At 69.8% G+C, this 24,822-nt stretch carries 23 protein-coding genes; all 23 read right to left on the reverse strand.

Annotated elements, in window-relative coordinates; translation table 11 throughout:
• Window positions 1-94 precede the first annotated feature (94 nt).
• The gene (locus Sspor_RS15665) at window positions 95-466 is read right to left on the reverse strand and encodes a F0F1 ATP synthase subunit epsilon (protein WP_030008701.1); all 372 of its coding nucleotides are present in this window, start codon (window positions 464-466) and stop codon (window positions 95-97) included.
• A gap of 165 nt (window positions 467-631) precedes the next feature.
• Window positions 632-2,074 carry a F0F1 ATP synthase subunit beta gene (gene atpD, locus Sspor_RS15670; protein WP_030386949.1) on the reverse strand — a complete coding sequence of 481 codons (1,443 nt, stop codon included), beginning with the start codon at window positions 2,072-2,074 and terminating at the stop codon, window positions 632-634.
• The gene (locus Sspor_RS15675) at window positions 2,074-2,991 is read right to left on the reverse strand and encodes a F0F1 ATP synthase subunit gamma (protein ID WP_202199699.1); all 918 of its coding nucleotides are present in this window, start codon (window positions 2,989-2,991) and stop codon (window positions 2,074-2,076) included. The genes atpD and Sspor_RS15675 overlap by 1 nt, the downstream gene beginning before the upstream one ends.
• 20 nt (window positions 2,992-3,011) lie before the next feature.
• Window positions 3,012-4,607, reverse strand: a complete 1,596-nt coding sequence (gene atpA, locus Sspor_RS15680; RefSeq protein ID WP_030857153.1) for a F0F1 ATP synthase subunit alpha — start codon at window positions 4,605-4,607, stop codon at window positions 3,012-3,014.
• Between the two features lie 130 nt (window positions 4,608-4,737).
• Window positions 4,738-5,553: a F0F1 ATP synthase subunit delta gene (locus Sspor_RS15685; protein ID WP_202199700.1), complete on the reverse strand. Its 816-nt coding sequence runs from the start codon at window positions 5,551-5,553 to the stop codon at window positions 4,738-4,740.
• Window positions 5,550-6,095, reverse strand: coding sequence for a F0F1 ATP synthase subunit B (locus Sspor_RS15690; protein ID WP_030008696.1), 546 nt, complete (start codon window positions 6,093-6,095; stop codon window positions 5,550-5,552). The genes Sspor_RS15685 and Sspor_RS15690 overlap by 4 nt, the downstream gene beginning before the upstream one ends.
• 40 nt (window positions 6,096-6,135) lie before the next feature.
• Window positions 6,136-6,384, reverse strand: a complete 249-nt coding sequence (locus Sspor_RS15695) for an ATP synthase subunit C-like protein (protein WP_030008695.1) — start codon at window positions 6,382-6,384, stop codon at window positions 6,136-6,138.
• A gap of 74 nt (window positions 6,385-6,458) precedes the next feature.
• Complete coding sequence (gene atpB, locus Sspor_RS15700) at window positions 6,459-7,295, reverse strand: F0F1 ATP synthase subunit A (protein ID WP_189743241.1); 837 nt, start codon at window positions 7,293-7,295, stop codon at window positions 6,459-6,461.
• A gap of 210 nt (window positions 7,296-7,505) precedes the next feature.
• Window positions 7,506-7,955, reverse strand: coding sequence for a Cg1360 family ATP-synthase-associated protein (locus tag Sspor_RS15705; protein WP_202199701.1), 450 nt, complete (start codon window positions 7,953-7,955; stop codon window positions 7,506-7,508).
• Between the two features lie 275 nt (window positions 7,956-8,230).
• Window positions 8,231-9,565: an MraY family glycosyltransferase gene (locus tag Sspor_RS15710; protein WP_237403878.1), complete on the reverse strand. Its 1,335-nt coding sequence runs from the start codon at window positions 9,563-9,565 to the stop codon at window positions 8,231-8,233.
• 116 nt (window positions 9,566-9,681) lie between these two features.
• Complete coding sequence (gene glyA, locus Sspor_RS15715) at window positions 9,682-10,911, reverse strand: serine hydroxymethyltransferase (RefSeq protein ID WP_202199702.1); 1,230 nt, start codon at window positions 10,909-10,911, stop codon at window positions 9,682-9,684.
• A 94-nt stretch (window positions 10,912-11,005) separates the two neighbouring features.
• Window positions 11,006-11,662, reverse strand: coding sequence for an arsenate reductase/protein-tyrosine-phosphatase family protein (locus tag Sspor_RS15720; RefSeq protein ID WP_181382876.1), 657 nt, complete (start codon window positions 11,660-11,662; stop codon window positions 11,006-11,008).
• On the reverse strand, window positions 11,659-12,306 hold the full coding sequence (locus tag Sspor_RS15725) for an L-threonylcarbamoyladenylate synthase (RefSeq protein ID WP_030720925.1): 648 nt from the start codon (window positions 12,304-12,306) through the stop codon (window positions 11,659-11,661). Before Sspor_RS15725 ends, Sspor_RS15720 begins: the two co-directional genes overlap by 4 nt.
• A gap of 49 nt (window positions 12,307-12,355) precedes the next feature.
• The gene (prmC, locus tag Sspor_RS15730) at window positions 12,356-13,201 is read right to left on the reverse strand and encodes a peptide chain release factor N(5)-glutamine methyltransferase (RefSeq protein WP_202199703.1); all 846 of its coding nucleotides are present in this window, start codon (window positions 13,199-13,201) and stop codon (window positions 12,356-12,358) included.
• Window positions 13,202-13,249: 48 nt separating this feature from the next.
• Window positions 13,250-14,329: a peptide chain release factor 1 gene (gene prfA / locus Sspor_RS15735; protein WP_030008687.1), complete on the reverse strand. Its 1,080-nt coding sequence runs from the start codon at window positions 14,327-14,329 to the stop codon at window positions 13,250-13,252.
• 127 nt (window positions 14,330-14,456) lie between these two features.
• Window positions 14,457-14,675: a 50S ribosomal protein L31 gene (gene rpmE, locus Sspor_RS15740; protein WP_030708126.1), complete on the reverse strand. Its 219-nt coding sequence runs from the start codon at window positions 14,673-14,675 to the stop codon at window positions 14,457-14,459.
• Window positions 14,676-14,858: 183 nt separating this feature from the next.
• Entirely contained in the window at window positions 14,859-15,959 is a 1,101-nt protein-coding gene (locus Sspor_RS15745) for an LCP family protein (RefSeq protein WP_202199704.1), read from the reverse strand.
• 219 nt (window positions 15,960-16,178) lie between these two features.
• Entirely contained in the window at window positions 16,179-18,266 is a 2,088-nt protein-coding gene (gene rho, locus Sspor_RS15750; RefSeq protein WP_202199705.1) for a transcription termination factor Rho, read from the reverse strand.
• A 432-nt stretch (window positions 18,267-18,698) separates the two neighbouring features.
• The gene (gene thrB / locus Sspor_RS15755) at window positions 18,699-19,625 is read right to left on the reverse strand and encodes a homoserine kinase (RefSeq protein WP_202199706.1); all 927 of its coding nucleotides are present in this window, start codon (window positions 19,623-19,625) and stop codon (window positions 18,699-18,701) included.
• A 345-nt stretch (window positions 19,626-19,970) separates the two neighbouring features.
• Window positions 19,971-21,041, reverse strand: a complete 1,071-nt coding sequence (gene thrC, locus Sspor_RS15760; RefSeq protein ID WP_202199707.1) for a threonine synthase — start codon at window positions 21,039-21,041, stop codon at window positions 19,971-19,973.
• Between the two features lie 6 nt (window positions 21,042-21,047).
• The gene (locus Sspor_RS15765) at window positions 21,048-22,337 is read right to left on the reverse strand and encodes a homoserine dehydrogenase (RefSeq protein ID WP_202203678.1); all 1,290 of its coding nucleotides are present in this window, start codon (window positions 22,335-22,337) and stop codon (window positions 21,048-21,050) included.
• A gap of 127 nt (window positions 22,338-22,464) precedes the next feature.
• Window positions 22,465-23,856: a diaminopimelate decarboxylase gene (gene lysA / locus Sspor_RS15770; protein WP_202199708.1), complete on the reverse strand. Its 1,392-nt coding sequence runs from the start codon at window positions 23,854-23,856 to the stop codon at window positions 22,465-22,467.
• Between the two features lie 19 nt (window positions 23,857-23,875).
• The gene (gene nrtL / locus Sspor_RS15775; RefSeq protein ID WP_202199709.1) at window positions 23,876-24,814 is read right to left on the reverse strand and encodes an ArgS-related anticodon-binding protein NrtL; all 939 of its coding nucleotides are present in this window, start codon (window positions 24,812-24,814) and stop codon (window positions 23,876-23,878) included.
• Window positions 24,815-24,822 lie beyond the last annotated feature (8 nt).

Genomic DNA, 24,822 nt, shown 5'->3' on the forward strand with positions numbered 1-24,822 from the left:
CGGTCTGGAAAATTCCAGCACGGACCGCGGCTGAGGTCTGCTGAGTCCCGGCGGTCGCCCCCCGGGACTCAAACGATCAAACTCCGACGGGCATTCAGCCCGTTACGGCGCGCAGCCGGACATCAGCGCGACGCTCGGCGGCCGCGTCGGCCTCCGCCTTCGCGCGCTCCAGTGCCCGCTCCGCACGCTGGACGTCAATCTCGTCCGCGAGCTCGGCGATCTCGGCCAGCAGGGACAGCTTGTTGTCCGCGAACGAGATGAAACCGCCGTGCACCGCGGCGACGACGGTGTTGCCGTCGCTGGTACGGATGGTCACCGGGCCCGATTCCAGCACACCGAGAAGCGGCTGGTGACCGGGCATGACGCCGATGTCGCCGGACGTGGTGCGGGCGACAACAAGGGTGGCCTCGCCGGACCAGACATTGCGGTCCGCCGCGACCAGCTCGACGTGCAGCTCAGCAGCCAAGGTGGCTCCTCGGGTCACCACCCGGCGGGTCGGCCGGGTGTTGGGTCAAATTCTAATGGGCGTGGAGAGAGGGACGGGACACACCCGCCCCTCTCCCAGTACAGACACGGTCGGCGTGCGCCGGCGGCCTGCGAACCGGATGCGCTCCTCGCGGAGCGCGCCGGATCAGGAGACGCCCAGCTCCTTGGCGTTCGCCTTCAGGTCCTCGATGCCACCGCACAGGAAGAACGCCTGCTCGGGGAAGTGGTCGTAGTCACCGTCGCAGATCGCGTTGAACGCGGTGATCGACTCGTCGAGCGGAACGTCCGAACCGTCCACACCGGTGAACTGCTTCGCCACGTGGGTGTTCTGCGACAGGAAGCGCTCGACACGACGGGCACGGTGGACAACGAGCTTGTCCTCCTCGCCCAGCTCGTCGATACCGAGGATCGCGATGATGTCCTGGAGGTCCTTGTACTTCTGCAGGATCCCCTTGACGCGCATCGCCGTGGCGTAGTGGTCCGCCGCGATGTACCGCGGGTCGAGGATGCGGGACGTCGAGTCCAGCGGGTCCACGGCCGGGTAGATGCCCTTCTCGGAGATCGGACGGGAGAGAACCGTCGTCGCGTCGAGGTGGGCGAAGGTGGTCGCCGGCGCCGGGTCGGTCAGGTCGTCCGCGGGGACGTAGATCGCCTGCATCGAGGTGATCGAGTGACCGCGCGTCGAGGTGATGCGCTCCTGGAGGAGACCCATCTCGTCGGCCAGGTTCGGCTGGTAACCCACCGCGGAGGGCATACGGCCGAGCAGGGTCGACACCTCGGAACCCGCCTGGGTGTACCGGAAGATGTTGTCGATGAAGAAGAGCACGTCCTGCTTCTGCACATCGCGGAAGTACTCCGCCATGGTCAGACCGGCAAGGGCGACGCGCAGACGGGTGCCCGGGGGCTCGTCCATCTGGCCGAAGACAAGCGCCGTCTTGTCGATGACGCCGGAGTCGGCCATTTCCTCGATGAGGTCGTTGCCCTCACGGGTACGCTCACCGACGCCCGCGAACACCGACACACCGTCGTGGTTGTTGGCGACGCGGTAGATCATTTCCTGGATCAGAACGGTCTTGCCGACACCGGCACCACCGAACAGACCGATCTTTCCACCCTTGACGTACGGGGTGAGAAGGTCGATGACCTTGACGCCGGTCTCGAACATCTCGGTCTTCGACTCAAGCTCGTCGAAGCGAGGGGCCTTGCGGTGGATCGGCCAGCGCTCGGTGACGTTGGCGTTCTCCTCCGGGTAGTTCAGCACCTCACCGAGGGTGTTGAACACCTTGCCCTTGGTGAAGTCGCCGACGGGGACGGTGATGCCCTCGCCCGTGTCGGTCACCGGGGCCTGGCGGACCAGACCGTCGGTCGGCTGCATCGAGATGGTACGGACGAGGCCGTCACCCAGGTGCTGCGCGACCTCGAGGGTCAGGGTCTTCAGCGCGCCGTCCTCGGCCGGGTCGGCGACCTGGACCTTGAGGGCGTTGTAGATCTCGGGCATGGCGTCGACGGGGAACTCCACGTCGACGACCGGGCCGATGACCCGGGCGACGCGGCCCGTGGCGGCGGCCGTCTCAACAGTGGTCGTCATTACTTGTCACTCCCCGCGGTCGCGTCAGCCATGGCGCTCGCGCCACCGACGATCTCGCTGATTTCCTGGGTGATTTCGGCCTGGCGGGCCGCGTTGGCAAGCCGGGAGAGGCTCTTGATGAGGTCTCCGGCGTTGTCGGTCGCCGCCTTCATCGCACGGCGGCGGGCGGCGTGCTCGGAAGCGGCCGACTGCAGCAGTGCGTTGTAGATGCGGCTCTCGACGTAGCGCGGCAGCAGGGCGTCGAGGACGTCCTCCGCCGACGGCTCGAAGTCGAACAGCGGAAGGATCTCGCCCTTCGCACCGGTCTCCTCCGGAGCCTGGTCAAGGCTGAGCGGCAGCATCCGGCCGTCGACCGGGTTCTGCGTCATCATCGACACGAATTCCGTGTAGACGATGTGCAGCTCGTCGACGCCACCCTCGGCCGTCTCCGTCTGGATGGCTTCGATCAGCGGCCCGGCGACGCGCTTGGCGTCGGCGTAGGCCGGGCTGTCGGTGAAGCCGGTCCACGAATCCGTGACCTTGCGCTCACGGAAGCCGTAGTAGGCCAGACCCTTGCGGCCGACGATGTAGGTGTCGACGTCCTTGCCCTCAGCGCGCAGCCGCTCGGTGAGCCGCTCCGCCTGCTTGATGGCGTTCGAGGAGTAGCCGCCGGCCAGACCGCGGTCGCTCGTGATGAGCACGATCGCGGCACGGGTCGGCTGCTCGACCTCGGTCGTCAGGGCGTGCTTGGTGTTCGAACCGGTCGCCACCGCGGTCACCGCACGGGTGAGCTCGGTCGCGTACGGCATCGACGCCGCCACCTTGCGCTGCGCCTTGACGATGCGCGAGGCGGCGATCATCTCCATCGCCTTGGTGATCTTCTTGGTCGCCGTGATGGCACGGATGCGACGCTTGTAGACCCGGAGCTGCGCTCCCATGAGTCAGGTCCCTTCCGTCGTCACTTGGAGACGTTGACGGCCGGTGCGTCCTCGCCCAGGAGCTTGCCGTCCGAGGTCTCGAACTGGCGCTTGAAGCCGGCGATGGCGTCCGCGATGGAGGACAGGGTGTCGTCCGACATCTTGCCGCCGTCCGCGATGGAGGTCAGGAGGTCCTTGCGCTCGCGGCGCAGGTGCTCCAGCAGCTCCGACTCGAAGCGACGGATGTCGTTCACCGGGACGTCGTCCATCTTGCCGGTGGTACCGGCCCAGACGGAGACGACCTGCTCCTCGACGGGCATCGGCTGGTACTGGCCCTGCTTCAGCAGCTCGACCAGACGCTTGCCGCGCTCCAGCGAGGCCTTCGACGCGGCGTCCAGGTCGGAACCGAAGGCGGCGAACGCCTCCAGCTCGCGGTACTGGGCCAGGTCCAGGCGCAGACGGCCGGAAACCTGCTTCATGGCCTTGTGCTGGGCGGAGCCACCGACGCGGGAGACCGAGATACCGACGTTCAGCGCCGGGCGCTGGCCCGCGTTGAACAGGTCGGACTCAAGGAAGCACTGGCCGTCGGTGATGGAGATGACGTTGGTCGGGATGAACGCCGACACGTCGTTCGCCTTGGTCTCGACGATCGGCAGACCGGTCATCGAACCGGCGCCCATGTCGTCGGACAGCTTCGCGCAGCGCTCCAGCAGACGGGAGTGCAGGTAGAAGACGTCACCCGGGTAGGCCTCACGGCCCGGCGGGCGGCGCAGCAGCAGCGACACGGCGCGGTAGGCGTCGGCCTGCTTCGACAGGTCGTCGAAGATGATCAGGACGTGCTTGCCGGCGTACATCCAGTGCTGGCCGATGGCGGAACCGGTGTACGGCGCCAGGTACTTGAAGCCGGCCGGGTCGGACGCCGGGGCGGCGACGATCGTCGTGTACTCGAGCGCACCGGCGTCTTCCAGGGCGCCGCGAACGGACGCGATGGTCGAGCCCTTCTGGCCGATGGCGACGTAGATGCAGCGAACCTGCTTGTTCACGTCGCCCGAGCGCCAGTTGTCGCGCTGGTTGATGATCGTGTCGACGGCCAGAGCGGTCTTACCCGTCTGACGGTCGCCGATGATCAGCTGACGCTGGCCGCGGCCGACGGGCACCATGGCGTCGATGGCCTTGTAGCCGGTCTGCATCGGCTCGTGGACCGACTTACGGACCATGACGCCCGGAGCCTGCAGCTCCAGGGCGCGACGGCCTTCGGTCGCGATCTCGCCGAGACCGTCGATCGGGTTGCCGAGCGGGTCGACGACGCGGCCGAGGTAGCCCTCGCCGACGCCGACCGAGAGCACCTCACCGGTGCGCTGCACCGGCTGGCCCTCCTCGATACCGCTGAACTCGCCGAGGACGACCGCACCGATCTCGCGCTCCTCGAGGTTGAGGGCGAGACCGAGGGTGCCGTCCTCGAACTTCAGCAGCTCGTTCGCCATGGCGGAGGGCAGACCCTCCACCTTCGCGATGCCGTCGCCGGCAACGCTGACCGTTCCGACCTCCTCGCGCGAGGCCGCGTCCGGCTGGTACGACTGGACAAAGTTCTCCAGTGCGTCCCGGATCTCCTCCGGCCGGATCGTGAGCTCCGCCATCTGGGTTCCCTGCTCTCCTTGTTGGGCCTGAAGCTTCTTAGGGGTCTGGGGGCGACCCCCAGGAATCTTCTGCAAGTTCTGCACGGCCCAACCGGGCCGCTAGGAATGCTTCTGTTCTATTGGTGGCTGGTCAGCCGGCCATGCGGCGCGACGCCTCGGCGAGGCGGTCCGCGATGGTGCCGTCGATGACCTCGTCGCCGACTCGCACCGAGATCCCGCCGAGGACCTCGGGGTCCACGTCGAGGTTCAGGTGCATCTGTCGGCCGTACAGCTTGGCCAGCACAGCGCCGAGACGCGACCGCTGCACGTCGCTGAGCGGAACCGCGCTGGTCACCGTGGCGACCATGCGGTTGCGGCGCTCGGCGGCGAGCGTGGAAAGGGACTCCAGTCCCGCTTCCAGGCTACGTCCACGCGGCTGCGTGACAAGACGGATCACCAGGCGCTCGGTGACGGCGTTCGCCTTGCCGCCGAGCAGGCTGCGCAGCAGCTCGCTCTTGGCGGAGGCGGAGGCCGCACGGTCGGTCAGCGCGGAACGCAGCCCGGTGTTCGAGGACACGATCCGGCCGAAGCGGAAGATCTCGTCCTCGACGTCGTCGAGCGCGCCACCCTGCTGGGCCGCCGTGAGGTCGGCGGTGGCCGCCAGCTCCTCCAGCGCGTCCACCAGGTCGCGGGACTGCGACCAGCGCGACCGGACCATGCCGGACACCAGGTCGAGGGTTTCCCCGCCGACCTGGCCGCCGAGCAGCCGACCGGCCAGCTCGGCCTTGGCCTCGCCGGACTGCGCCGGGTCCGTGATGACCCGACGCAGCGAGACCTCACGGTCGAGCAGCGCGGTGACGGCAGCCAGCTCACCGGCGAGCTTCGCCGCGTCGACGGACGTGTTGTCCGTCAGCGCGTCGAGACGCTCACGCGCGGAGGCCAGCGCCTCGCGGCTCGCTCCGTTCATCGGGCCGCCTCGGCCTTCTCCTCAAGCTCGCTGAGGAAGCGGTCGATGGTGCGGCTCTGCCGGGCGTGGTCCTCGAGGGACTCGCCGACGAGCTTGCCGGCCAGGTCGGTGGCGAGCTTGCCAACGTCCTGACGCAGCGCCTGAGAGGCGGCCTTGCGGTCCGCCGCGATCTGGGCGTGGCCGGCAGCGATGATCTCCTCACGCTGCCGCTGGCCCTCTGCGCGCAGTTCTTCCTTGAGCGCAGTGCCCTGCTCCAGCGCTTCCTGGCGCAGGCGCGCGGCCTCGTGCCGGGCTTCGGCGAGCTGGGCCTTGTACTGCTCCAGCACGCTCTGGGCCTCGGTCTGAGCGGCCTCAGCCTTCTCGATACCGCCCTCGATGGCCTCGCGACGCTCGTCCAGAACCTTGTTGATGTTCGGGAGGAGCTTCTTCGCGAGGAAACCGAAGACGATGACGAAGGCGATCAGACCGATGACGAGCTCGGGGATCGGCGGGATGAGGGGGTTTTCCGCCTCTTCGGCCGCGAGCTGAACCAGAGGGTTCACATCAGTGCCTTCCGACTAAAGGGTCTGTTCGCTACCGGGATCAGGAGGTCGGGTAGACGAACGGCATGACCAGACCGATGAGGGCGAGCGCCTCACAGAAGGCGAAGCCGAGGATCTGGTTGGCGCGGATCAGGCCGGCGGCCTCGGGCTGGCGGGCCAGGGCCTGGGTGCCGTTACCGAAGATGATGCCGACGCCGACGCCGGGGCCGATGGCCGCGAGGCCGTAACCGATGGAGCCGAGGTTGCCCTTGATTTCGACGCCAGCAGCGAGGGTCTGGAGAGCGGACATGCCGGTTCTTCCTTCTCTTTCATGGACCGGTGGGGGTTGGCCACCGGACGACTGGTGGTTTGGGGGTGGGGCGGTCAGTGGTGCTCGGCGACGGCGCCCTGGAGGAAGCTGCAGGCCAGCAGCACGAAGACGTAGGCCTGGACAGCCTGGATGAAGAGCTCGAACGCGGTCATCACGATGACCATCACGAAGGACACGCCCGCGTAGGCGATGCCGATGCCGTTCAGCAGGTACCAGCTGGCGATCGTGAAGAGCAGCAGCAGCGTGTGACCGGCGAACATGTTCGCGAAGAGACGGACCGCGTGGGTGAAGGGGCGGACGATCACGTTCGAGAAGAACTCGATCAGCATGACCAGCGGCAGGATGCCACCCAGCGACTTGTCGTAGCCCGTGAGGTTCTTCAGGCCGCCGACGAAGCCGTGGCGCTTGAAGGTGACCGACATCCACATGAAGTAGATGACCAGGGCCATACCGGCCGGGTACGCGATGACCGCGGTCACCGGGAACTGGGCGACCGGAATGATCGACCAGAGGTTCAGGATCCAGACGAAGAAGAACGTCGCGACCATGAAGGGGACGTACTTCTCGCCCTCCTTCTTGCCCATCGTTTCGTAGACGATCCCGCGGCGGACGAAGTCGTAGCCGGCTTCGGCAACCATCTGGAGCTTCCCCGGAACCAGCTTCGGCTTGGCGAAGGCGGCCCAGAAGAATCCGACGATGATGACGGACCCGAGCAGGGCCAGGAGCATCGTCTTGTTGAAGTAGACGGCTCCGTCCATGTCGCCGAAGATCGGCTCGAACAGGAACGAGTGCAGGCCAGGAGCCGGGAAACCACAGCCGTCGAAGATGTGGCAATCGGTCTCGAAGGCGAGCACCTGCGTCGGGTCAGCACTCACCGCGGGCTCCTTCAGCGTGGCGCATAGGTACGGCAACCTCGTTGTGTCGGCGCGGCGCACAGCCGCGGTTCGGCACGGGACTGGTCTTACGGATGTGGGGGCGGCTTGCAGGCAGTGAGCCTCGCGATTGAGCAGGCGTCAGCTCAGATGCCTGCGCCCGCGATGCCGCATATGGCACCGGACGATAGCAGCATCTCGAACGCGCACTTATTCCGCCCCTACCGTTCACGACGAGGGCCCCGTGTTTTCAGGCTTCTCACCCTTGCCACCACGCTTGGTGGACTCGGGCTCGACGTAAAGGATCTTGGCCTTCATGTGCGCGCGCGTCTGCGCGGCGATCCAAGCAAGGGTCGCCGCGACGATGGTGATCGCGAATGCCCTGGGATTGAACAGCGTCGTGTCCTTGAACACGGCGACGAAGACGAAGAGCAGCAGGATCTGGGTCGTGTAGAGCGCCAGACCCATCATCTGGAACAGATGCGGCAGCGATCGGGCCGTCCGCTGCAGGATGACGAATCCGATACCCATGAACAGAATCACGACGACCGTGGCCGCGATCGCCCCGATCGCCCCCTTACCGCCCGCGACCACGCCACTGACGATGGCGGCAACAGCGCCGACGGCAGCGGTGGGTACGGCGGTGTGCAGAAGGGTTCGGGCGTCATCGGACAGCATGGCGCATGGCTCCGCGTGATGGTGGGGGTAACGGGACTCGTACAGGACGAGCGTAAGCCCGGTCCGAGAGAGGACCTCGGGCCAAGGGACCGTCGCACTACGGTCCTTCGGCTCTGTCGCCGGGTTTAGTGAACGGTATCACAAACTATTTGATGAGAGCTTTACCTGTCCGGTGTGCCGACTGTCACACATGAGAGTGACCCTGCGCGTGTGTGCGCGACGGGGAAGTGGCTTGTCTGGTAAAGGACATCCATGTCCGACATGCGCATCGGCCGTCAGTGGGTGGATTCAGCCTTACGCCGCTCGGGAAAGCGCGAACGGGGGCCCACGGCGGTCGCTCCGTTGACGCCGGAGACGCCAGCGGCGATCGGCCTGGCGGGCTGCGGCTCCGCGCCCGAGGCATCCTGGGCCGCCGCCTCCGCGGCGGCTTCGGCCGCGCGTGCGGCATGGCGGTAACGCGGCGGAACCAGACCCTCCGCCCAGCGCGGGGCGCGCGGCGTGAAGCGCGGCAGGAGCAGCAGGATCAGGCCGACCGCACTCAGTGCGGCGATCGCCATCACGATCCACATCGTGGCGGAATGCACCGAGTAGGCCACCGTGCCGAAGGCGATCAGCCCCGACCAGAAGTACATGATCATGACCGCGCGGCTGTGCGAATGGCCGAGTTCCAGCAGTCGGTGGTGGAGGTGCCCGCGGTCGGCGGCGAAGGGCGACTGGCCCTTCCAGGTACGCCGGACGATGGCCAGGACCAGGTCCGCCATCGGGATCGCGATGACCGTCAGCGGAAGGATCAGCGGAATGTAGGCCGGGAGCATCGCGTGCGTCGCGTTGCGCTCACCGCCCGCGAACAGGGCCAGCGCGTCCGGGTCGACCTGCCCGGTCAGGGAGATGGCCGAGGCGGCGAGCACCAGGCCGATGAGCATCGAGCCGGAGTCGCCCATGAAGATGCGGGCGGGGTGCATGTTGTGCGGCAGGAAGCCCAGGCACATGCCCATCAGGATCGCGGCGAAGAGGGTCGCGGGCGCGGCCGACTCGATGCCGTAGCCGAACCAGATCCGGTACGCGTAGAGGAAGATCGCGGCGGCGGCGATGCAGACCATGCCGGCGGCGAGGCCGTCCAGGCCGTCCACGAAGTTCACCGCGTTGATGGTGATCACGACGAGCGCCACCGTGAGCAGGTTGCCCTGCCACTGGGTGAGCGGGACCGTACCGATGCCCGGCACGGGGATCCACAGGATCGTCAGACCCTGCATGACCATCACACCGGCGGAGATCATCTGCGCGCCGAGCTTGATCAGGGCGTCGAGCTCGAACTTGTCGTCCAGGACCCCGACCAGCCAGATCAGGGCCGCACCGGAGAGCAGTGCGCGTGGCTCGTTCGACAGCTCGAAGACGCCGTTGAGGTTGCGCAGGTGGTCGGCGACCAGCAGTCCCGCACACAGTCCGCCGAACATGGCGATGCCGCCCAGTCGCGGTGTGGGCTCGCGGTGCACGTCGCGGGCGCGGATCTCCGGCATGGCCCCGGCCGCGATCGCGAACTTCCGCACGGGCCCGGTCAGCAGGTAGGTCACCGCGACCGTGACGCAAAGCGTCAGCAGATATTCACGCACGGGCTGCCCCAGATGTATCGCCGGCCATCTCAGCCCCACACATTAGCTGCGATGTCACCTCCATCGAGGACGCGAGGGGGCGGTATCCCGGTTCCACTACGCCCCGCTTGTCCCGCTTACTCCCCGTAAGGGGGAAATCCCGTCGTCAGCTCGCCGACCTCCGTACGTGTTTTCACGCCATCCCCGCCGACCGCCGCGGCGAACAGCGCCGCGATCCGGACCATCTCCTCCTCCCCCATCCCCTGGGTGGTCACGGCGGCCGTTCCCAGCCGGATGCCGCGCTGGTCCCCGTACGGGAGGGCGCAGGTGTCCAGCACGATCCCGGCGGCGGCCAGCCGGCCGCGGGCGGTCGGCCCGTCCACACCGAGCGGCGCCGGATCGGCGGTGATCAGATGGGTGTCGGTGCCGCCGGTGGTGAGGGTGAACCCGTGCTCCTGGAGCGCGCCCGCCAGCGCCCGGGCATTGGCGACGACCCGGTGCGCGTACGTACCGAAGGCCGGCCGGGCCGCCTCGCCGAAGGCCACGGCCTTGGCGGCGATGGTGTGCATCTGCGCTCCGCCCTGCGTGAAGGGGAACACCGCCCGGTCGATGCGCTCCGCGAGCTCGGCGCCGCACAGCAGCATGCCGCCGCGCGGCCCGCGCAGCACCTTGTGCGTGGTGGCGCAGACGACGTCGGCGTACGGGACGGGGCTGGGCGCGGCCCCGCCGGCCACCAGGCCGATCGGATGGGCGGCGTCCACGATGAGGTAGGCCCCGACCTCGTCGGCGATCTCCCGGAAGGCCGAGTACTCGGGGTGGCGCGGGTAGGAGATGGAGCCGCACACGATCGCCTGGGGCCGGTGCGCGTGCGCCAGGCGCTGCACCTGGCGGTAGTCGATGAGGCCCGTCCCGGTGTCGACGCCGTACCCGACGAAGTCGAACCACCGCCCGGAGAGGTTCGCGGGCGACCCGTGGGTGAGGTGCCCGCCGTACGGGAGCCCCATGGCCAGCACGGTGTCCCCGGGGCGCAGCAGTGCGGCGTACGCGGCCAGGACGGCGGAGGAGCCGGAGTGCGGCTGCACATTGGCGTGCTCGGCCCCGAAGAGCGCCGTGGCCCGCTCCATGGCGGTCCGCTCGGCCAGATCGGCGTACTCGCAGCCGCCGTGGTGCCGGGCGCCGGGGTACCCCTCGGCGTACTTGTTGGCGAGCGCGGAGCCGAGCGCGGCGAGGACGGCGGTCGAGGTGAAGTTCTCCGCGGCGCTCATCTGCAGCGTGTCCGCCTGCCGCTGCCGCTCCCCGGCCAGTACGTCGGCCATCTGCGGGTCCTGCATGCGCAGCAGGTCCGTGGGCTGGGTGATGACGCTCATGGCGGCGCTCCAGGGGTACCGGGTACCAGCCACTGTAGGCCCGCGGACCCCGCGATGCCCTGTCAGCGCGCGGCCACGACGCCCGTCCGGGCCGTCAGCGGGCCGCCGTCACGCCCGTCAGGGCCGTCACCACGGGGTCCAGCGCCTGGTTGATCTCGTCGCCGATGGAGCGGAAGAAGGTGATCGGGGCGCCGTACGGGTCGTACACCTCGTCTGCGTCGGGCGACGGCGCCAGCAGCCAGCCGCGCAGCGCCGCGGCGGCCCGGACCAGTGCCCGCGCCCGTTCCGCCATGCCGTCGTCCAGCGGCGGCAGCGTGGCCGGATCTATCGCCCGCACCAGCCGGGTGAACTCCTTCAGCGTGAAGGTGCGCAGACCCGCCGAGTGGCCCATCGAGATGACCTGGGCCCGGTGGTCGCGGGTGGCGGTCAGCACCAGGTCGGCGCGTATGACGTGCTCGTCCAGCAGCTCCCGCCCGGTGAACCCGGACGCGTCGGCCCCGAAGTCCGCCAGCACGGCGGCCGCGTTCGCCTCCATCGGGGCGCCCTCGTGGCCCCAGGTGCCGGCGCTCTCCACGATGAGGTCGCCGGTGACCAGGCCGCCGAGGCGGTGCGAGAGGGCATGCCGCGTCAGCCGCTCGGTGATGGGCGAGCGGCACACGTTCCCGGTGCTGACGTGGAGTATGCGGAAAGTGTTTCCCCCGGCCACCGGCGGGCGGTACCCCCCTGCTATGCCACGCCCCTCAGGGCTCACGGGGCGACCTCAAGGTCGGGTACGACCTCCCGCAGCTGGTCTGCGGTGAGCGCCCCCTCGCGCAGCAGGACGGGAACCTTCCCGGTGACGTCGACGATCGACGACGGCTGGATACCGGGCGTCGGGCCGCCGTCCAGGTACACGGACACGGAGTCCCCGAGCATCTCGCGCGCGGCGTCGCAGTCCTCGGGCGCCGGGTGCCCCGACAGGTTGGCCGAGGACACCGCCATCGGGCCGACCTCGGTCAGCAGCTCGATCGCGACGGGGTGCAGGGGCATGCGTACGGCCACGGTGCCCTGGGTGTCGCCCAGGTCCCACGCCAGCGAGGGCTGGTGCTTGGCGACCAGCGTCAGCGCACCCGGCCAGAAGGCGTCGACGAGCTCCCAGGCCTGCTCGGAGAAGTCCGTGACGAGGCCGTGGAGGGTGTTCGGCGAGCCGATGAGCACCGGGGTGGGCATACCGCGCCCGCGGCCCTTGGCGGCGAGCAGGTCGTGGACGGCCTCCGGGCTGAAGGCGTCCGCGCCGATCCCGTACAGGGTGTCGGTGGGCAGCACGACGAGCTCGCCGCGGCGCACGGCGGATGCGGCTTCACGCAGACCCGTCTTACGGTCCGTCGCGTCGTTGCAGTCGTATCGCCGGGCCATCAGCGCGTCTCCTCGTGCAGCAGGGGGGTGGCGGGAATCGTCGCGCCGGTCACGGCATGGCCTTGCGGGCGGTCGCGAAGCGCGGGCGGTTGTTGAGGTCCGGGTGGTCGGCCGCGTCGGCCCAGCCCCGTTCGTCGGCGAAGATCCACGGGACCTGGCCGCCCTGGGTGTCGGCGTGCTCGATGACGACGATGCCGCCGGGCCGCAGCAGCCGGTGGGCGGTGCGTTCGATACCGCGGATGGTGTCGAGGCCGTCCTCGCCGGAGAAGAGCGCCATCTCCGGATCGTGGTCGCGGGCCTCGGGGGCGACGTACTCCCACTCGGTGAGCGGGATGTACGGCGGGTTGGAGATGACCAGGTCGACCTGGCCGTCGAGCTCGGGCAGCGCGCTCAGGGCGTCGCCCTGGTGGACGGTGACCCGGGAGCCCTCGGCGTTCTTGCGGGTCCACCGCAGGGCGTCCTCGGAGAGCTCGACCGCGTGCACGCGCGAGCGCGGCACCTCCTGGGCCATGGCCAGCGCGATGGCGCCGGAGCCGGTGCACAGGTCCACGATCAGCGGCTCGACGACGTCCATCGCGCGCACGGCGTGTATGGCCCAGTCCACGACCGACTCGGTCTCGGGCCGGGGCACGAAGACCCCGGGCCCGACCTGGAGCTCCAGGTACCGGAAGAAGGCGCGCCCGGTGATGTGCTGGAGCGGCTCGCGCGCCTCGCGGCGGGCGACGGCCTCCCAGTAGCGGGCGTCGAAGTCCGCGTCCTTGACGTGGTGCAGTTCCCCCCGTTTGACGCCGTGCACGAAGGCCGCGAGCTCCTCCGCGTCGAAGCGCGGTGAGGGCACGCCGGCGGCGGCCAGCCGCTGGGTGGCCTGGGCCACCTCGGCAAGCAGCAAGTTCACGCTGGTCCTCCGGGCTGCTGTCGTACGGGGGGTGATGCAGGGGTCAGATCAGTGCGCGGCCGCGAGCTTGGCCGCGGAGTCCGTGTCGACACAGGCCTGGATGACGGCGTCGAGGTCACCGTCGAGCACCTGGTCCAAGTTGTACGCCTTGAAGCCGGTCCGGTGGTCCGAGATCCGGTTTTCCGGGTAGTTGTACGTCCGGATCTTCTCGGAACGGTCCACGGAGCGCACCTGGCTGCGGCGCACGTCCGAGGCCTCCTGCTCGGCGGCCTCCTGGGCGGCGGCGAGGAGCCGCGAGCGCAGGATGCGCATGGCCTGCTCCTTGTTCTGGAGCTGGCTCTTCTCGTTCTGGCAGGAGGCGACCACACCGGTCGGGATGTGCGTGATGCGCACGGCCGAGTCGGTGGTGTTGACGGACTGGCCGCCGGGGCCGGACGAGCGGTACACGTCGATGCGGAGGTCGTTCATGTTGATCTCGACCTCGACCTCCTCGGCCTCCGGGGTGACGAGCACGCCGGCGGCGGAGGTGTGGATGCGGCCCTGGGACTCGGTGGCCGGAACCCGCTGGACGCGGTGCACGCCGCCCTCGTACTTCAGGCGGGCCCACACGCCCTGGCCGGGCTCGGTGGCGCCGTTGCCGCCCTTGGTGCGGACGGAGACCTGGACGTCCTTGTAGCCGCCGAGCTCGGACTCGGTGGCGTCGATGATCTCGGTCTTCCAGCCCACGCGCTCGGCGTAGCGCAGGTACATGCGCAGCAGGTCGCCGGCGAAGAGCGCCGACTCGTCGCCGCCCGCGCCCGCCTTGACCTCCAGGAGGACGTCCTTGTCGTCGCTGGGGTCACGGGGAACGAGCAGCAGGCGGAGCTTCTCGGTGAGCTCCTCGCGCTGTGCGGTCAGTTCCTTGGCCTCGGCGGCGAAGTCGGGGTCGTCGGCCGCGAACTCCTTGGCCGTCTCGATGTCCTCGGCGGACTGCTTCCAGGCACGGAAGGTCGCGACGATCGGGGTCAGCTCCGCGTAGCGCTTGTTCAGCTTGCGCGCGTTGGCCTGATCCGAGTGGACCGAAGGGTCGGCGAGCTTCTTCTCAAGATCGGCGTGTTCGCCGACCAATTCCTCGACCGCTTCGAACATCGGGGGACTCCTGGGGTGAAAGTGCGAGGGGACTGCACGGGGCGACTGGGCGAGACGACGACAAAGGCGCCGGTCCGGCCGCCCCCGAGTGGACAGGGGGCGGCCGGAGACCGGCGCCTGGGTCGCGCTACTTCTTGGCCGCGCCCTTGCCGAAGCGCGCCTCGAAGCGGGCCACACGGCCACCGGTGTCGAGGATCTTCTGCTTGCCCGTGTAGAACGGGTGGCACTCGGAGCAGACCTCGGCTCGGATGGAGCCCTCGGTCAGGGTGCTACGGGTGGTGAACGACGCGCCACAGGTGCAGCTGACCTGGGTCTCGACGTACTCGGGGTGAACATCGCGCTTCAAGGTGTCTCCTAGATTCGGGAGGGCGCCGGGTCGCAGGAGCCGAATTGCGCACTGCGTGAACCGGGGCCGACAGACCAGTCTGCCAGGACCGGGCTGCCTGTCAAAATTCTGAGGACGCTTCCCTCAACGGCAGGGGGTCGCCATCTATTCCGGACCGGCCCCCGGGCCCTGCCGGGAGGGGCACTACTGGACGATCGCCCCGGCGGCGCTCTTGTCCCCGGAGGAGTTCACGGTGGCCTCGGCCGGGATCGGCCGGTCCGCCAGCAGGGCGTCCCAGACCATCTTCGTCTCCTTGGTGAGCGGGACCACGCGGTTCGCGTCGCGGGGGTCCGTGGTCACCGGCAGCGTGATCATCTGCATGTCCTGGGAGTCGATGCCCTGCAGCCCCTGGGCGAAGCCCATGAGGGACTTCACATCGCCGAGCGCCTTGTCGGTGGTGATCGCCTTGGTCGCGGAGTCGGCGAGGCCGAGCAGCTTCTTGGGGTTGTCGAACAGCCCGACGCCCTTCACCTGCTTGATGAGCGCCTTGATGAAGGCCTGCTGGAGCTGTATTCGGCCCAGGTCGCTGCCGTCGCCGACGCTCTTGCGGGTGCGTACGAGGCCGAGGGCCTGCTCACCGTCGAGCCTGTTGGTGCCGGCCGCGAGGTCCAGGTGGCTGGACCCGTCCTTGATCGGCTTGGTGGTGGTCACCTCGACGCCGCCGAGGTTGTCGATGATCTTCTTGAAGCCGGTGAAGTCGACCTCTATGTAGTGATCCATGCGGATCCCCGACATCTTCTCGACGGTCTTGACCGCGCAGGCCGCCCCGCCGACGGTGAAGGCCTCGTTGAACTGCGTGCGCTGCCCGCCGGGGTCGGTCTTGCCGCCCGCGGTCGCGCAGGAGGGCCGGGAGATCATGGTGTCGCGCGGTATGGACACCACGCTGGCCTTCTCGTGGCCCTCGTAGAGGTGGATGATCATCGCCGTGTCGGAGCGGGCGGAGCCGCCGTCGTCCTGGCCGTACTCACCGTTGGCGCCGCCCCGGGAGTCGGAGCCGAGGACGAGGATGTCCATCGAGCCGTTGTCGACGTTCTGCGGGCGGTCGGTGCCGAGCGCCTGGTCGATGTCGACGGTCTTCAGGTTGCCGTTGAACTTGAAGTAGAAGTAGCCGAGGCCCGCTCCCCCCAGCAGGACCACCCCCGCGGCGCTCCAGGCGACGACGGCGAGTGCCTTGCGGCGCTTGGCCGGCTTGCGCCGGCGCCGGGCCTCGGCACGTCCGCCGTGGCCCCTGCTCTCCTCGGTCATGCTCTCCTCAGTCCTGTGTCCGGTCTCCGGTCGTTCCGGACCGCCGTCCACCCCGCGGTTCCTCTGACACAGACGGGCGTACGCCGCGCAGGGTTCCATTCCGGCCCGAACCGCCCGCCTGCGGCGCTCGTACGCGTGTACCCCGAAGTGGCGCCCTTACGCGCGACAGCCCCCGCCGCGGGTGCGGCGGGGGCTGTCGGGTGATGCGCGGGCGGGACGTCAGTCGTCGTTCTTGCCCGACGGGGTCGTCTTCGCGATCTGCATCAGGAACTCGGCGTTCGACTTCGTCTGCTTCATCTTGTCGAGCAGCAGCTCGATCGCCTGCTGCGAGTCGAGCGCGTGCAGCACCCGGCGCAGCTTCCAGACGATGGCGAGCTCCTCCGCGTTGAGGAGGATCTCCTCCTTGCGGGTGCCCGACGGGTCGACGTCGACGGCCGGGAAGATGCGCTTGTCGGCGAGCTTCCGGTCGAGCTTGAGCTCCATGTTGCCGGTGCCCTTGAACTCCTCGAAGATCACCTCGTCCATGCGCGAGCCGGTGTCGACGAGCGCGGTGGCCAGGATGGTCAGCGAGCCGCCGTCCTCGATGTTGCGCGCGGCGCCGAAGAAGCGCTTCGGCGGGTACAGCGCGGTCGAGTCGACACCACCGGAGAGGATGCGGCCGGAGGCGGGCGCCGCGAGGTTGTACGCGCGGCCCAGACGGGTGATGGAGTCCAGCAGGACGACCACGTCGTGACCCAGCTCGACGAGACGCTTGGCGCGCTCGATGGCCAGCTCGGCGACGGTGGTGTGGTCCTCGGCCGGGCGGTCGAAGGTCGAGGAGATGACCTCGCCCTTGACCGACCGCTGCATGTCGGTGACCTCTTCCGGACGCTCGTCGACCAGGACGACCATCAGGTGGCACTCGGGGTTGTTGGTGGTGATCGCGTTGGCGATCGCCTGCATGATCATGGTCTTACCGGTCTTCGGCGGGGCCACGATCAGGCCTCGCTGACCCTTGCCGATCGGCGACACGAGGTCGATGATGCGGGTCGTCAGCACGCCCGGGTCGGTCTCCAGACGGAGCCGGTCCTGGGGGTACAGCGGGGTCAGCTTCTGGAACTCCGGGCGTCCACGGCCGGATTCGGGCGCCATGCCGTTCACCGAGTCCAGACGCACCAGGGCGTTGAACTTCTCGCGGCGCTCGCCGTCCTTGGGCTGGCGCACGGCACCCGTGGTGTGGTCGCCCTTGCGCAGGCCGGCCTTGCGGACCTGGGCGAGGGAGACGTACACGTCGTTGGGGCCGGGCAGGTAGCCCGACGTCCGGATGAACGCGTAGTTGTCGAGGATGTCGAGGATGCCCGCGACGGGGATCAGCACGTCGTCGTCGGCGACCTGCGGCTCGCTCGGCGCGAACTCGTCGCGGCCGCGGCGGCCACGGCGGTCGCGGTAGCGGCCGCGACGGCCACGACGGCCGTCCTCACCGTCGAAGTCGTCCTGGGGACCGTTGTCCTGGCGGTCCTGACGGCCCTGCTGACCCTGGCCCTGGCCACGGCCGCCCTGCTGCTGGCGGTCGGCGCGGTCCTGACGGCCGCCGCCCTGTCCGCCCTGGCCACCCTGCGCGCCCTGGCCCTGACCCTGGCCGCCCTGGCCCTGGTCGTCGGCCTTGGCGCCGCGGTCACGGCGGTCGCGCTGACGGTCGGTGCGCTCGGCGCGGTCACCGCGGTCACGGCGGTCGCGACGGCCACGGCCCTCGCCGTCCTGGCCCTGCGCCTGGCCGGCGGAGACCGCGGTGGCGGCCTCGGCCTTGGCCTCGGAGGGGGCGGTGGCGGCGGGCGCGGTCTCGGTCTTCTGCTCGACCTGCACGGCGACGGGGGCCGAGGCCTCCGGGCTGCCGGAGGGGGCCGTGGCGCGACGGCGGCGGCGCTCGCCGACCGGGGCGTCGTCGCTGGCCGGCTGGCCGGGGATCTCGATCTGCGCCTGCGCGGCAGGCTTCTCGGCAGGCGCCTCGGCGGCGGCCTCACCCGTGCGGGCCTTGCTGGTGGCGCGGCGCTTCGGCTTGGCCTCGGCGGTGCCCGCGGCTGCGGAGGCGGCGGCCTTGGGGGCGCCGCTGCCCGCCTGCGCCTCCTTGATGACCTCGATCAGCTGGCTCTTGCGCATCCGCGCGGTGCCCCTGATCCCGAGGCCCGACGCGACCTGCTGCAGCTCGGCCAGGACCATGCCGTCAAGGCCGGTGCCGGTGCGTCGACGCTTGGGTGCGGCGCCCGCGGCGGGGGCACTGGTGTCGACAGAGGTGTCGGCAGCGCCCATCAGATCGGTGGTGTCGCTCACGAAGGGTCCTTCCCTGGAGCGGACGTCGGCCTGTCTGGCTCGGCGACCGGTTGTGCTGTCCGACAACGGTCCTAGGTGTGGACCGTGCCGGGGCGGTGGTCCGCCGGTAGAAATACGGCGGAAGAAACGTGCATGGCTGGTTCCGGCGAGAAGCCCCCGAGCTGAAAGCGTGGGAATGTCACGCCGATTCCGGAGCGTGCTCGAAACTGCTGGAAGTGATCAAAGCAGTCGGGGAGGCTCCCGGAAGAAATGTGGTCCCGTATGGGGACACTGAGCACCGAGCCATGACGGCTTCCGATGCGCACTTGAGACTAACACTACCGGATCCAATAGATATTCCCCCTCTCAATCACCGGCAATCGCGCCCTTCCGTGCGGGCGGCCTGCCCTGGCCGCCCGCCCCTGACCGGCTGTGCACTCCGGGAAAGCGGGTCTAGCCGCCCTGAGTGCCCAGCGGAAGTACGCTCGCGCCCGCGGCGTCGAGTGCCAGCCGGTTGGCTGCCCACCCCTCGCCCGCGAGCTGCGCGACCTTGTCGGCCGCGCCGTTGTCGACCAGCGCGAGGACCGTGGGGCCCGCGCCGGAGATGACCGCGGGGATCCCGTCCGCCCGCAGCCTGTTGACGAGTGCCACGCTCTCGGGCATCGCCGGGGACCGGTACTCCTGGTGGAGCCGGTCTTCGGTGGCCGGCAGGAGGAACTCGGGACGCCTGGTCAGGGCTTCCACGAGCAGGCCCGCGCGACCCGCGTTCACGGCCGCGTCCACGTGCGGGACGCTGCGCGGCAGCAGGCCGCGCGCCGTCTCGGTGAGGACCGGCCTGGAGGGTACGAAGACCACCGGAACGATGGATTCGGCGGGCTCCATCCGGATGGCCTTGGCGCTGCCGCCGTCCATCCAGGCAAGGGTGAACCCGCCGAGCAGACAGGCCGCGACGTTGTCGGGGTGCCCCTCGATCTCGGTCGCGAGCTCCAGCAGCGCCGCGTCGTCGAGCTTGGCCTCGCCGCCTATGGTCACGGCGCGGGCGGCGACGATGCCGGCGCAGATCGCGGCGGAGGAGGAACCGAGGCCGCGGCCGTGCGGGATGCGGTTCGCGCAGACGACTTCGAGTCCGCGCGGCTGGCCGCCCAGCAGGTCGAAGGCGGTGCGCATGGAGCGTACGAGCAGGTGGCTCTCGTCCCGCGGGAGGGTGTCGGCGCCCTCACCGGCGATGTCGATGTTCAGGCCGGAGTCGGCCACCCGGACGACTACGTCGTCGTAGAGCCCCAGGGCCAGACCCAGGGCGTCGAAGCCCGGGCCGAGGTTGGCACTGCTGGCGGGGACGCGCACCCGTACGGCGGCGGCGCGGAACGCTGGACCGGCCATCGTCCGATGACACTCCTTGTGACTGTGCGAGATCTTCGCTCTTCGCTGGCTCGCTGCGAATGTACTGGAGAACGTACGACACCCGAAGGCCCTCGGGGCAGCACCGCAGTCATATGCGCGGTGGCGGATGTAGGTACAGCGTATCGAAGGAAGGTTCTCTCGCGACATAGGGCGCACAGGAGGCGCACGATGCGTGTCGCGGACTTCGACCGACTTCGACCGACTTCGGCTGCGTTTTTGTTGTCGTACGGGGTGAGTTGCCGGGTTCCGAAGGATCTCGGGAAGCCTCTGCGGGTCTTCACGAGCCCTCCGGGACCCGGCTCACACGGTGCTGCGGTACCGCTGTCAGACCAGGCCGAGGCGCACGGCGGCGGCTTCGGCGTCCACCGGAACGGTGACCGGCTGCGGAGCGCCGGCGATCGCCCAGTCGGGGTCCTTCAGGCCGTTGCCGGTGACGGTGCACACGATCTTCTGACCGGGGTCGACCAGGCCCAGCTCGGCGGCCTTGAGCAGACCGGCCACCGAGGCGGCCGAGGCGGGCTCGACGAAGACGCCCTCCTGCGCGGCCAACAGGCGGTAGGCGGCGAGGATCTGGCGGTCCGTCACCTCGTCGATGAAGCCGCCCGACTCGTCACGCGCGGCCAGCGCGTAGTCCCAGGACGCCGGGTTGCCGATCCGGATCGCGGTGGCGATGGTGTGCGGCTCCTTGACGATCTCGCCGCGCACGATGGGCGCGGAGCCGGAGGCCTGGAAACCCCACACGCGGGGCGTACGGGTGGACAGGCCGTCGGCCTTGTACTCCTTGAAGCCCTTCCAGTACGCGGTGATGTTGCCGGCGTTGCCGACGGGCAGCACGTGGATGTCGGGCGCGTCACCGAGCGCGTCGACGATCTCGAACGCGGCCGTCTTCTGGCCCTCGATACGTACCGGGTTGACCGAATTGACCAGCGCGACCGGATAGTTGTCGGAGAGCGCGCGGGCCAGGTTCAGGCAGTCGTCGAAGTTGCCGTCCACCTGAAGGATCTTGGCGCCGTGCACCAGCGCCTGGCCCATCTTGCCGAGCGCGATCTTGCCGCGGGGCACGAGCACCGCGGAGACCATCCCGGCGCGCACCGCATACGCGGCGGCGGAGGCGGAAGTGTTGCCGGTGGAGGCGCAGATGACCGCCTTCGCACCCTCTTCCTTGGCCTTGGTGATCGCCATGGTCATGCCGCGGTCCTTGAAGGACCCGGTCGGGTTCGCACCCTCGACCTTCAGGTGCACCTCGCAGCCGGTGCGCTCGGAGAGCACCTGGGCGGGGACGAGGGGAGTACCGCCCTCACGGAGCGTCACCACGGGAGTCGTGTCCGTCACCGGCAGGCGGTCCCGGTACTCCTCGATGATGCCGCGCCACTGGTGGGTGCGATTGCTGCTCATGGGTCCTTACTCCCCTTCAACACGCATGATGCTGGCGACACCGCGGACGGTGTCCAGCTTCCGCAGCGCCTCGACGGTCCCGGAGAGGGCGGCGTCGGGTGCGCGGTGGGTGACGACGACGAGGGAGGCCTCGCCGTCCTTGCCCTGCTGCCGCACGGTGTCGATCGAGACACCGTGCTCCGCGAAGGTGGTCGCCACCTGGGCGAGGACGCCCGGCTTGTCCGCCACATCGAGGCTGATGTGGTAGCGGGTGACGACATCCCCCATGGGGCTGACCGGCAGCTGGGTGTACGCCGACTCGCCGGGCCCCGTTGCCTCGGCGAGCTTGTTGCGGGCGACGGCGACGAGGTCGCCGAGGACCGCGGACGCGGTCGGCGCGCCGCCCGCGCCGGGCCCGTAGAACATGAGCCGCCCGGCGGCCTCCGCCTCGACGAAGACGGCGTTGTACGCCTCGCGGACGGAGGCGAGCGGGTGGCTGAGCGGGATCATCGCCGGGTGGACGCGGGCGGTGACGGACTCGCCGTCGGCGGCGCGCTCCAGGATGGCGAGGAGCTTGATGGTGCAGCCCATCCGCTTCGCGGAGGCGAAGTCGGCGGCGCTGACCTCGGTCATGCCCTCGCGGTACACGTCGTCGAGGCGGACGCGGGTGTGGAAGGCGATGCCGGCCAGGATCGCGGCCTTGGCGGCGGCGTCGTAGCCCTCGACGTCGGCGGTCGGGTCCGCCTCGGCGTACCCGAGCGCGGTGGCCTCGTCGAGCGCCTCCTGGTACCCGGCGCCGGTGGAGTCCATCTTGTCGAGGATGAAGTTCGTCGTGCCGTTGACGATGCCCATCACCCGGTTGATCTTGTCGCCGGCGAGCGACTCGCGCATCGGGCGGACCAGCGGGATGGCGCCGGCGACGGCGGCCTCGTAGTAGAGGTCCCTGCCGTGCTGCTCGGCCGCGGCGTGCAGCGCGGCACCGTCCTGGGCGAGCAGCGCCTTGTTCGCGGAGACCACGGAGATGCCCTGCTCGAAGGCGGTGGTGATGAGGGTGCGGGCGGGCTCGATGCCGCCGATGACCTCGATGGCGATGTCGATGTCACCGCGTTTGAGGAGGGCGGTCGCATCGGTGGTGACCAGCGCGGGATCGATGCCCTCGCGGACCTTGGAGGGGCGGCGCACGGCCACGCCGGCGAGCTCGACGGGCGCGCCGATCCTCTGCGTGAGGTCGTCGGCGTGCGTCGTCATGATGCGAGCCACTTCCGAGCCGACCACTCCACAGCCCAGCAGCGCCACCTTCAGCGGACGCGTACGCATCATTCGACCTACGCCTTTCGATCTTCCATCAGTCCCCGTGCGGGCGGTTTGCCCGCCGGGTGGAACAAGTCTCACTCAATGGACAGCAGTTTCCATCCTCGGTCCATTGAGTGAGACACCTATTTCATCATCCGAGGTCGAGACGCAGGAGATCTTCCTCCGTCTCCCGGCGGACGATCACTCGGGCCTGCCCGTCACGCACGGCGACGACGGGCGGGCGGAGCGCGTGGTTGTAGTTGCTGGCCATGGAGCGGCAGTACGCGCCGGTGGCCGGGACGGCGAGGAGGTCGCCGGGCGCGAGGTCGGCGGGCAGGAACGCGTCCTTCACGACGATGTCCCCGCTCTCGCAGTGCTTGCCGACGACGCGTACGAGCATGGGCTCGGCGTCCGACGTGCGGGAGACCAGGGAGATGGAGTACTCCGCGTCGTACAGGGCCGTCCGGATGTTGTCCGACATCCCGCCGTCGACGCTGACGTACGTACGGAGCCCCTCCAGCGGCTTGATCGTCCCCACCTCGTACAGGGTGAACGCGGTCGGGCCGACGATGGCGCGGCCCGGCTCCACGGAGATCCGGGGGGCGCGCAGCCCGGCGCTCTCGCACTCCCGGGCCACGATCTCGTGCAGGGCCTTGGCGATCTCGTGGGGCTCGCGCGGGTCGTCGTTCGAGGTGTACGCGATACCGAGGCCACCGCCGAGGTCGATCTCGGGCAGCTCCACCCCGTGCTCGTCCCGTACGGCGGCCAGCAGCCGCACGACGCGCTTGGCGGAGACCTCGAAGCCGGCCATGTCGAAGATCTGCGAACCGATGTGGGAGTGGACGCCGAGCAGCTCCAGCGAGTCGTGCCCGAGCGCCCGGCGCACGGCCTCGGCGGCGGACCCGTCGGCGACCGCGATGCCGAACTTCTGGTCCTCGTGCGCGGTGGCGATGAACTCGTGGGTGTGCGCCTCGACGCCGACGGTCACACGGATCTGGACGGGCTGGCGTACGCCCAGCTCGCGAGCGATGTGCGCGACGCGGGCGATCTCCTGGAAGGAGTCGAGCACGATCCGTCCGACCCCGGCCCCGACGGCCCGGCGGATCTCGCCCTCGGACTTGTTGTTGCCGTGGAAGGCGATCCGCGCGGCGGGCATCCCGGCGGCGAGCGCGGTGGTCAGCTCCCCGCCGGAGCACACGTCGACGTTCAGCCCCTCCTCCTTCAGCCACTTCACGACGGCCTTGGACAGGAACGCCTTGCCGGCGTAGAAGACGTCGGCGTCGGGGCCGAAGGCGTGCGCCCAGGCCCGGCAGCGCTCCCGGAAGTCCTCCTCGTCGAGGAAGTAGGCGGGCGTCCCGAACTCCTCGGCCAGCCGGGTCACTTCGATGCCGCCGACGGAGACGACGCCGTCGGCGCCGCGGGTGACGGTCCGGGCCCAGACCCGCTCGTCCAGCGCGTTCAGGTCGGCGGGCGGCGGGGAGTAGTGCCCCTCGGGCAGGACGTCGGCGTGGCGGGGCCCGGCGGGGTGCGCGGAACGGCTCATCGGTATCTCTCTTCGCGGGTCACAGGCGTGTCGGTGCGTCTATGCCGAGCAGGGCCAGGCCGCCGGCCAGCACCGTCCCGGCGGCTTCGGCAAGAGCCAGCCGGGCGCGGTGGGCGGCCGAGGGTTTCTCGTCACCCTTGGGCAGGACGCGGTACTGGAAGTCGAGCAGCGCGTCGGCCAGCTCGACGAGGTGCCGGGCGAGCCGCTCGGGCGCGCGGTGGTGCGCGGCGGCTTCGAGGACGACGGGGTGGTCGGCGAGGGCGCGCAGCAGCCGGGGCGCGTCGGGCACCTCCCCCGCCTCGGGCCGGAAGCCCAGCTGATCGGCGTTGCGTACGAGCGCGTGGGCGCGGGCGTGGGCGTACCGCACCCGGAAGAGCTCGTTGTCCTCCCCCTGTACGAGCAGCGCGTCGGAGAACTCCGGGGTCTCGCGCGCGGGGGTGGTGAGGACGGCCCAGGCGACGGCGTCGGCCCCGTACCGCGCGAGCACGTCCCCGTCCCGGCGCGCGACGGGCGCGACGGCCACCGGCTCCGGGCCGGGCGGGACGCCCTGCTGGGCCTCGATCCGCGCGACGGCGGCCCGTACGAGCCGCTCGCGGGCCGGCGTGCCGGGAACTCCGGCCTCGACGTCGGTGACGATCACCGGACGCACGTCACGCACCAGCCGGGCGGCGGAAAGGGGGCTCAGCGCGAAGTTCAGGAACCCGGCCCCGGTGACGTCGACCCGCTCGATCCCGGCCACGCCGCCCAGGCGCCGGGCCAGCACCTCGGCGACCTCGGCCGGCCGCCGTCCGGCGCCCTTCGCGATCTGGAAGGCGACGGGCGTGGCGTACTCCCCCACCCCACCGGGCCGGGTCCGCTCGATCACCACCCGCGCGGGCACCGCCCCGCCCAGCTCCCCGTCCTCGACGGCGCGGCGCACGGCGCTTACGACGTAACGGGAGAGGTCTGCGGGGGTCACGGGACCCA

The organism is Streptomyces spororaveus, from assembly GCF_016755875.1.
Lineage (GTDB): Bacteria > Actinomycetota > Actinomycetes > Streptomycetales > Streptomycetaceae > Streptomyces > Streptomyces spororaveus.

Excerpts from the sequence above, each read along its gene's own strand:
- Sspor_RS15705 (WP_202199701.1), bottom strand. The coding sequence starts at position 7,955 with ATGCTGTCCGATGACGCCCGAACCCTTCTGCACACCGCCGTACCCACC.
- Sspor_RS15765 (WP_202203678.1), bottom strand. The coding sequence starts at position 22,337 with ATGCGTACGCGTCCGCTGAAGGTGGCGCTGCTGGGCTGTGGAGTGGTC.
- Sspor_RS15745 (WP_202199704.1), bottom strand. The coding sequence starts at position 15,959 with ATGACCGAGGAGAGCAGGGGCCACGGCGGACGTGCCGAGGCCCGGCGC.
- Sspor_RS15675 (WP_202199699.1), bottom strand. The coding sequence starts at position 2,991 with ATGGGAGCGCAGCTCCGGGTCTACAAGCGTCGCATCCGTGCCATCACG.
- prfA (WP_030008687.1), bottom strand. The coding sequence starts at position 14,329 with ATGTTCGAAGCGGTCGAGGAATTGGTCGGCGAACACGCCGATCTTGAG.
- Sspor_RS15685 (WP_202199700.1), bottom strand. The coding sequence starts at position 5,553 with ATGAACGGAGCGAGCCGCGAGGCGCTGGCCTCCGCGCGTGAGCGTCTC.
- Sspor_RS15695 (WP_030008695.1), bottom strand. The coding sequence starts at position 6,384 with ATGTCCGCTCTCCAGACCCTCGCTGCTGGCGTCGAAATCAAGGGCAAC.
- glyA (WP_202199702.1), bottom strand. The coding sequence starts at position 10,911 with ATGAGCGTCATCACCCAGCCCACGGACCTGCTGCGCATGCAGGACCCG.
- lysA (WP_202199708.1), bottom strand. The coding sequence starts at position 23,856 with ATGAGCCGTTCCGCGCACCCCGCCGGGCCCCGCCACGCCGACGTCCTG.
- thrB (WP_202199706.1), bottom strand. The coding sequence starts at position 19,625 with ATGGCCGGTCCAGCGTTCCGCGCCGCCGCCGTACGGGTGCGCGTCCCC.
- Sspor_RS15725 (WP_030720925.1), bottom strand. The coding sequence starts at position 12,306 with ATGGCCCGGCGATACGACTGCAACGACGCGACGGACCGTAAGACGGGT.
- thrC (WP_202199707.1), bottom strand. The coding sequence starts at position 21,041 with ATGAGCAGCAATCGCACCCACCAGTGGCGCGGCATCATCGAGGAGTAC.
- atpD (WP_030386949.1), bottom strand. The coding sequence starts at position 2,074 with ATGACGACCACTGTTGAGACGGCCGCCGCCACGGGCCGCGTCGCCCGG.
- atpA (WP_030857153.1), bottom strand. The coding sequence starts at position 4,607 with ATGGCGGAGCTCACGATCCGGCCGGAGGAGATCCGGGACGCACTGGAG.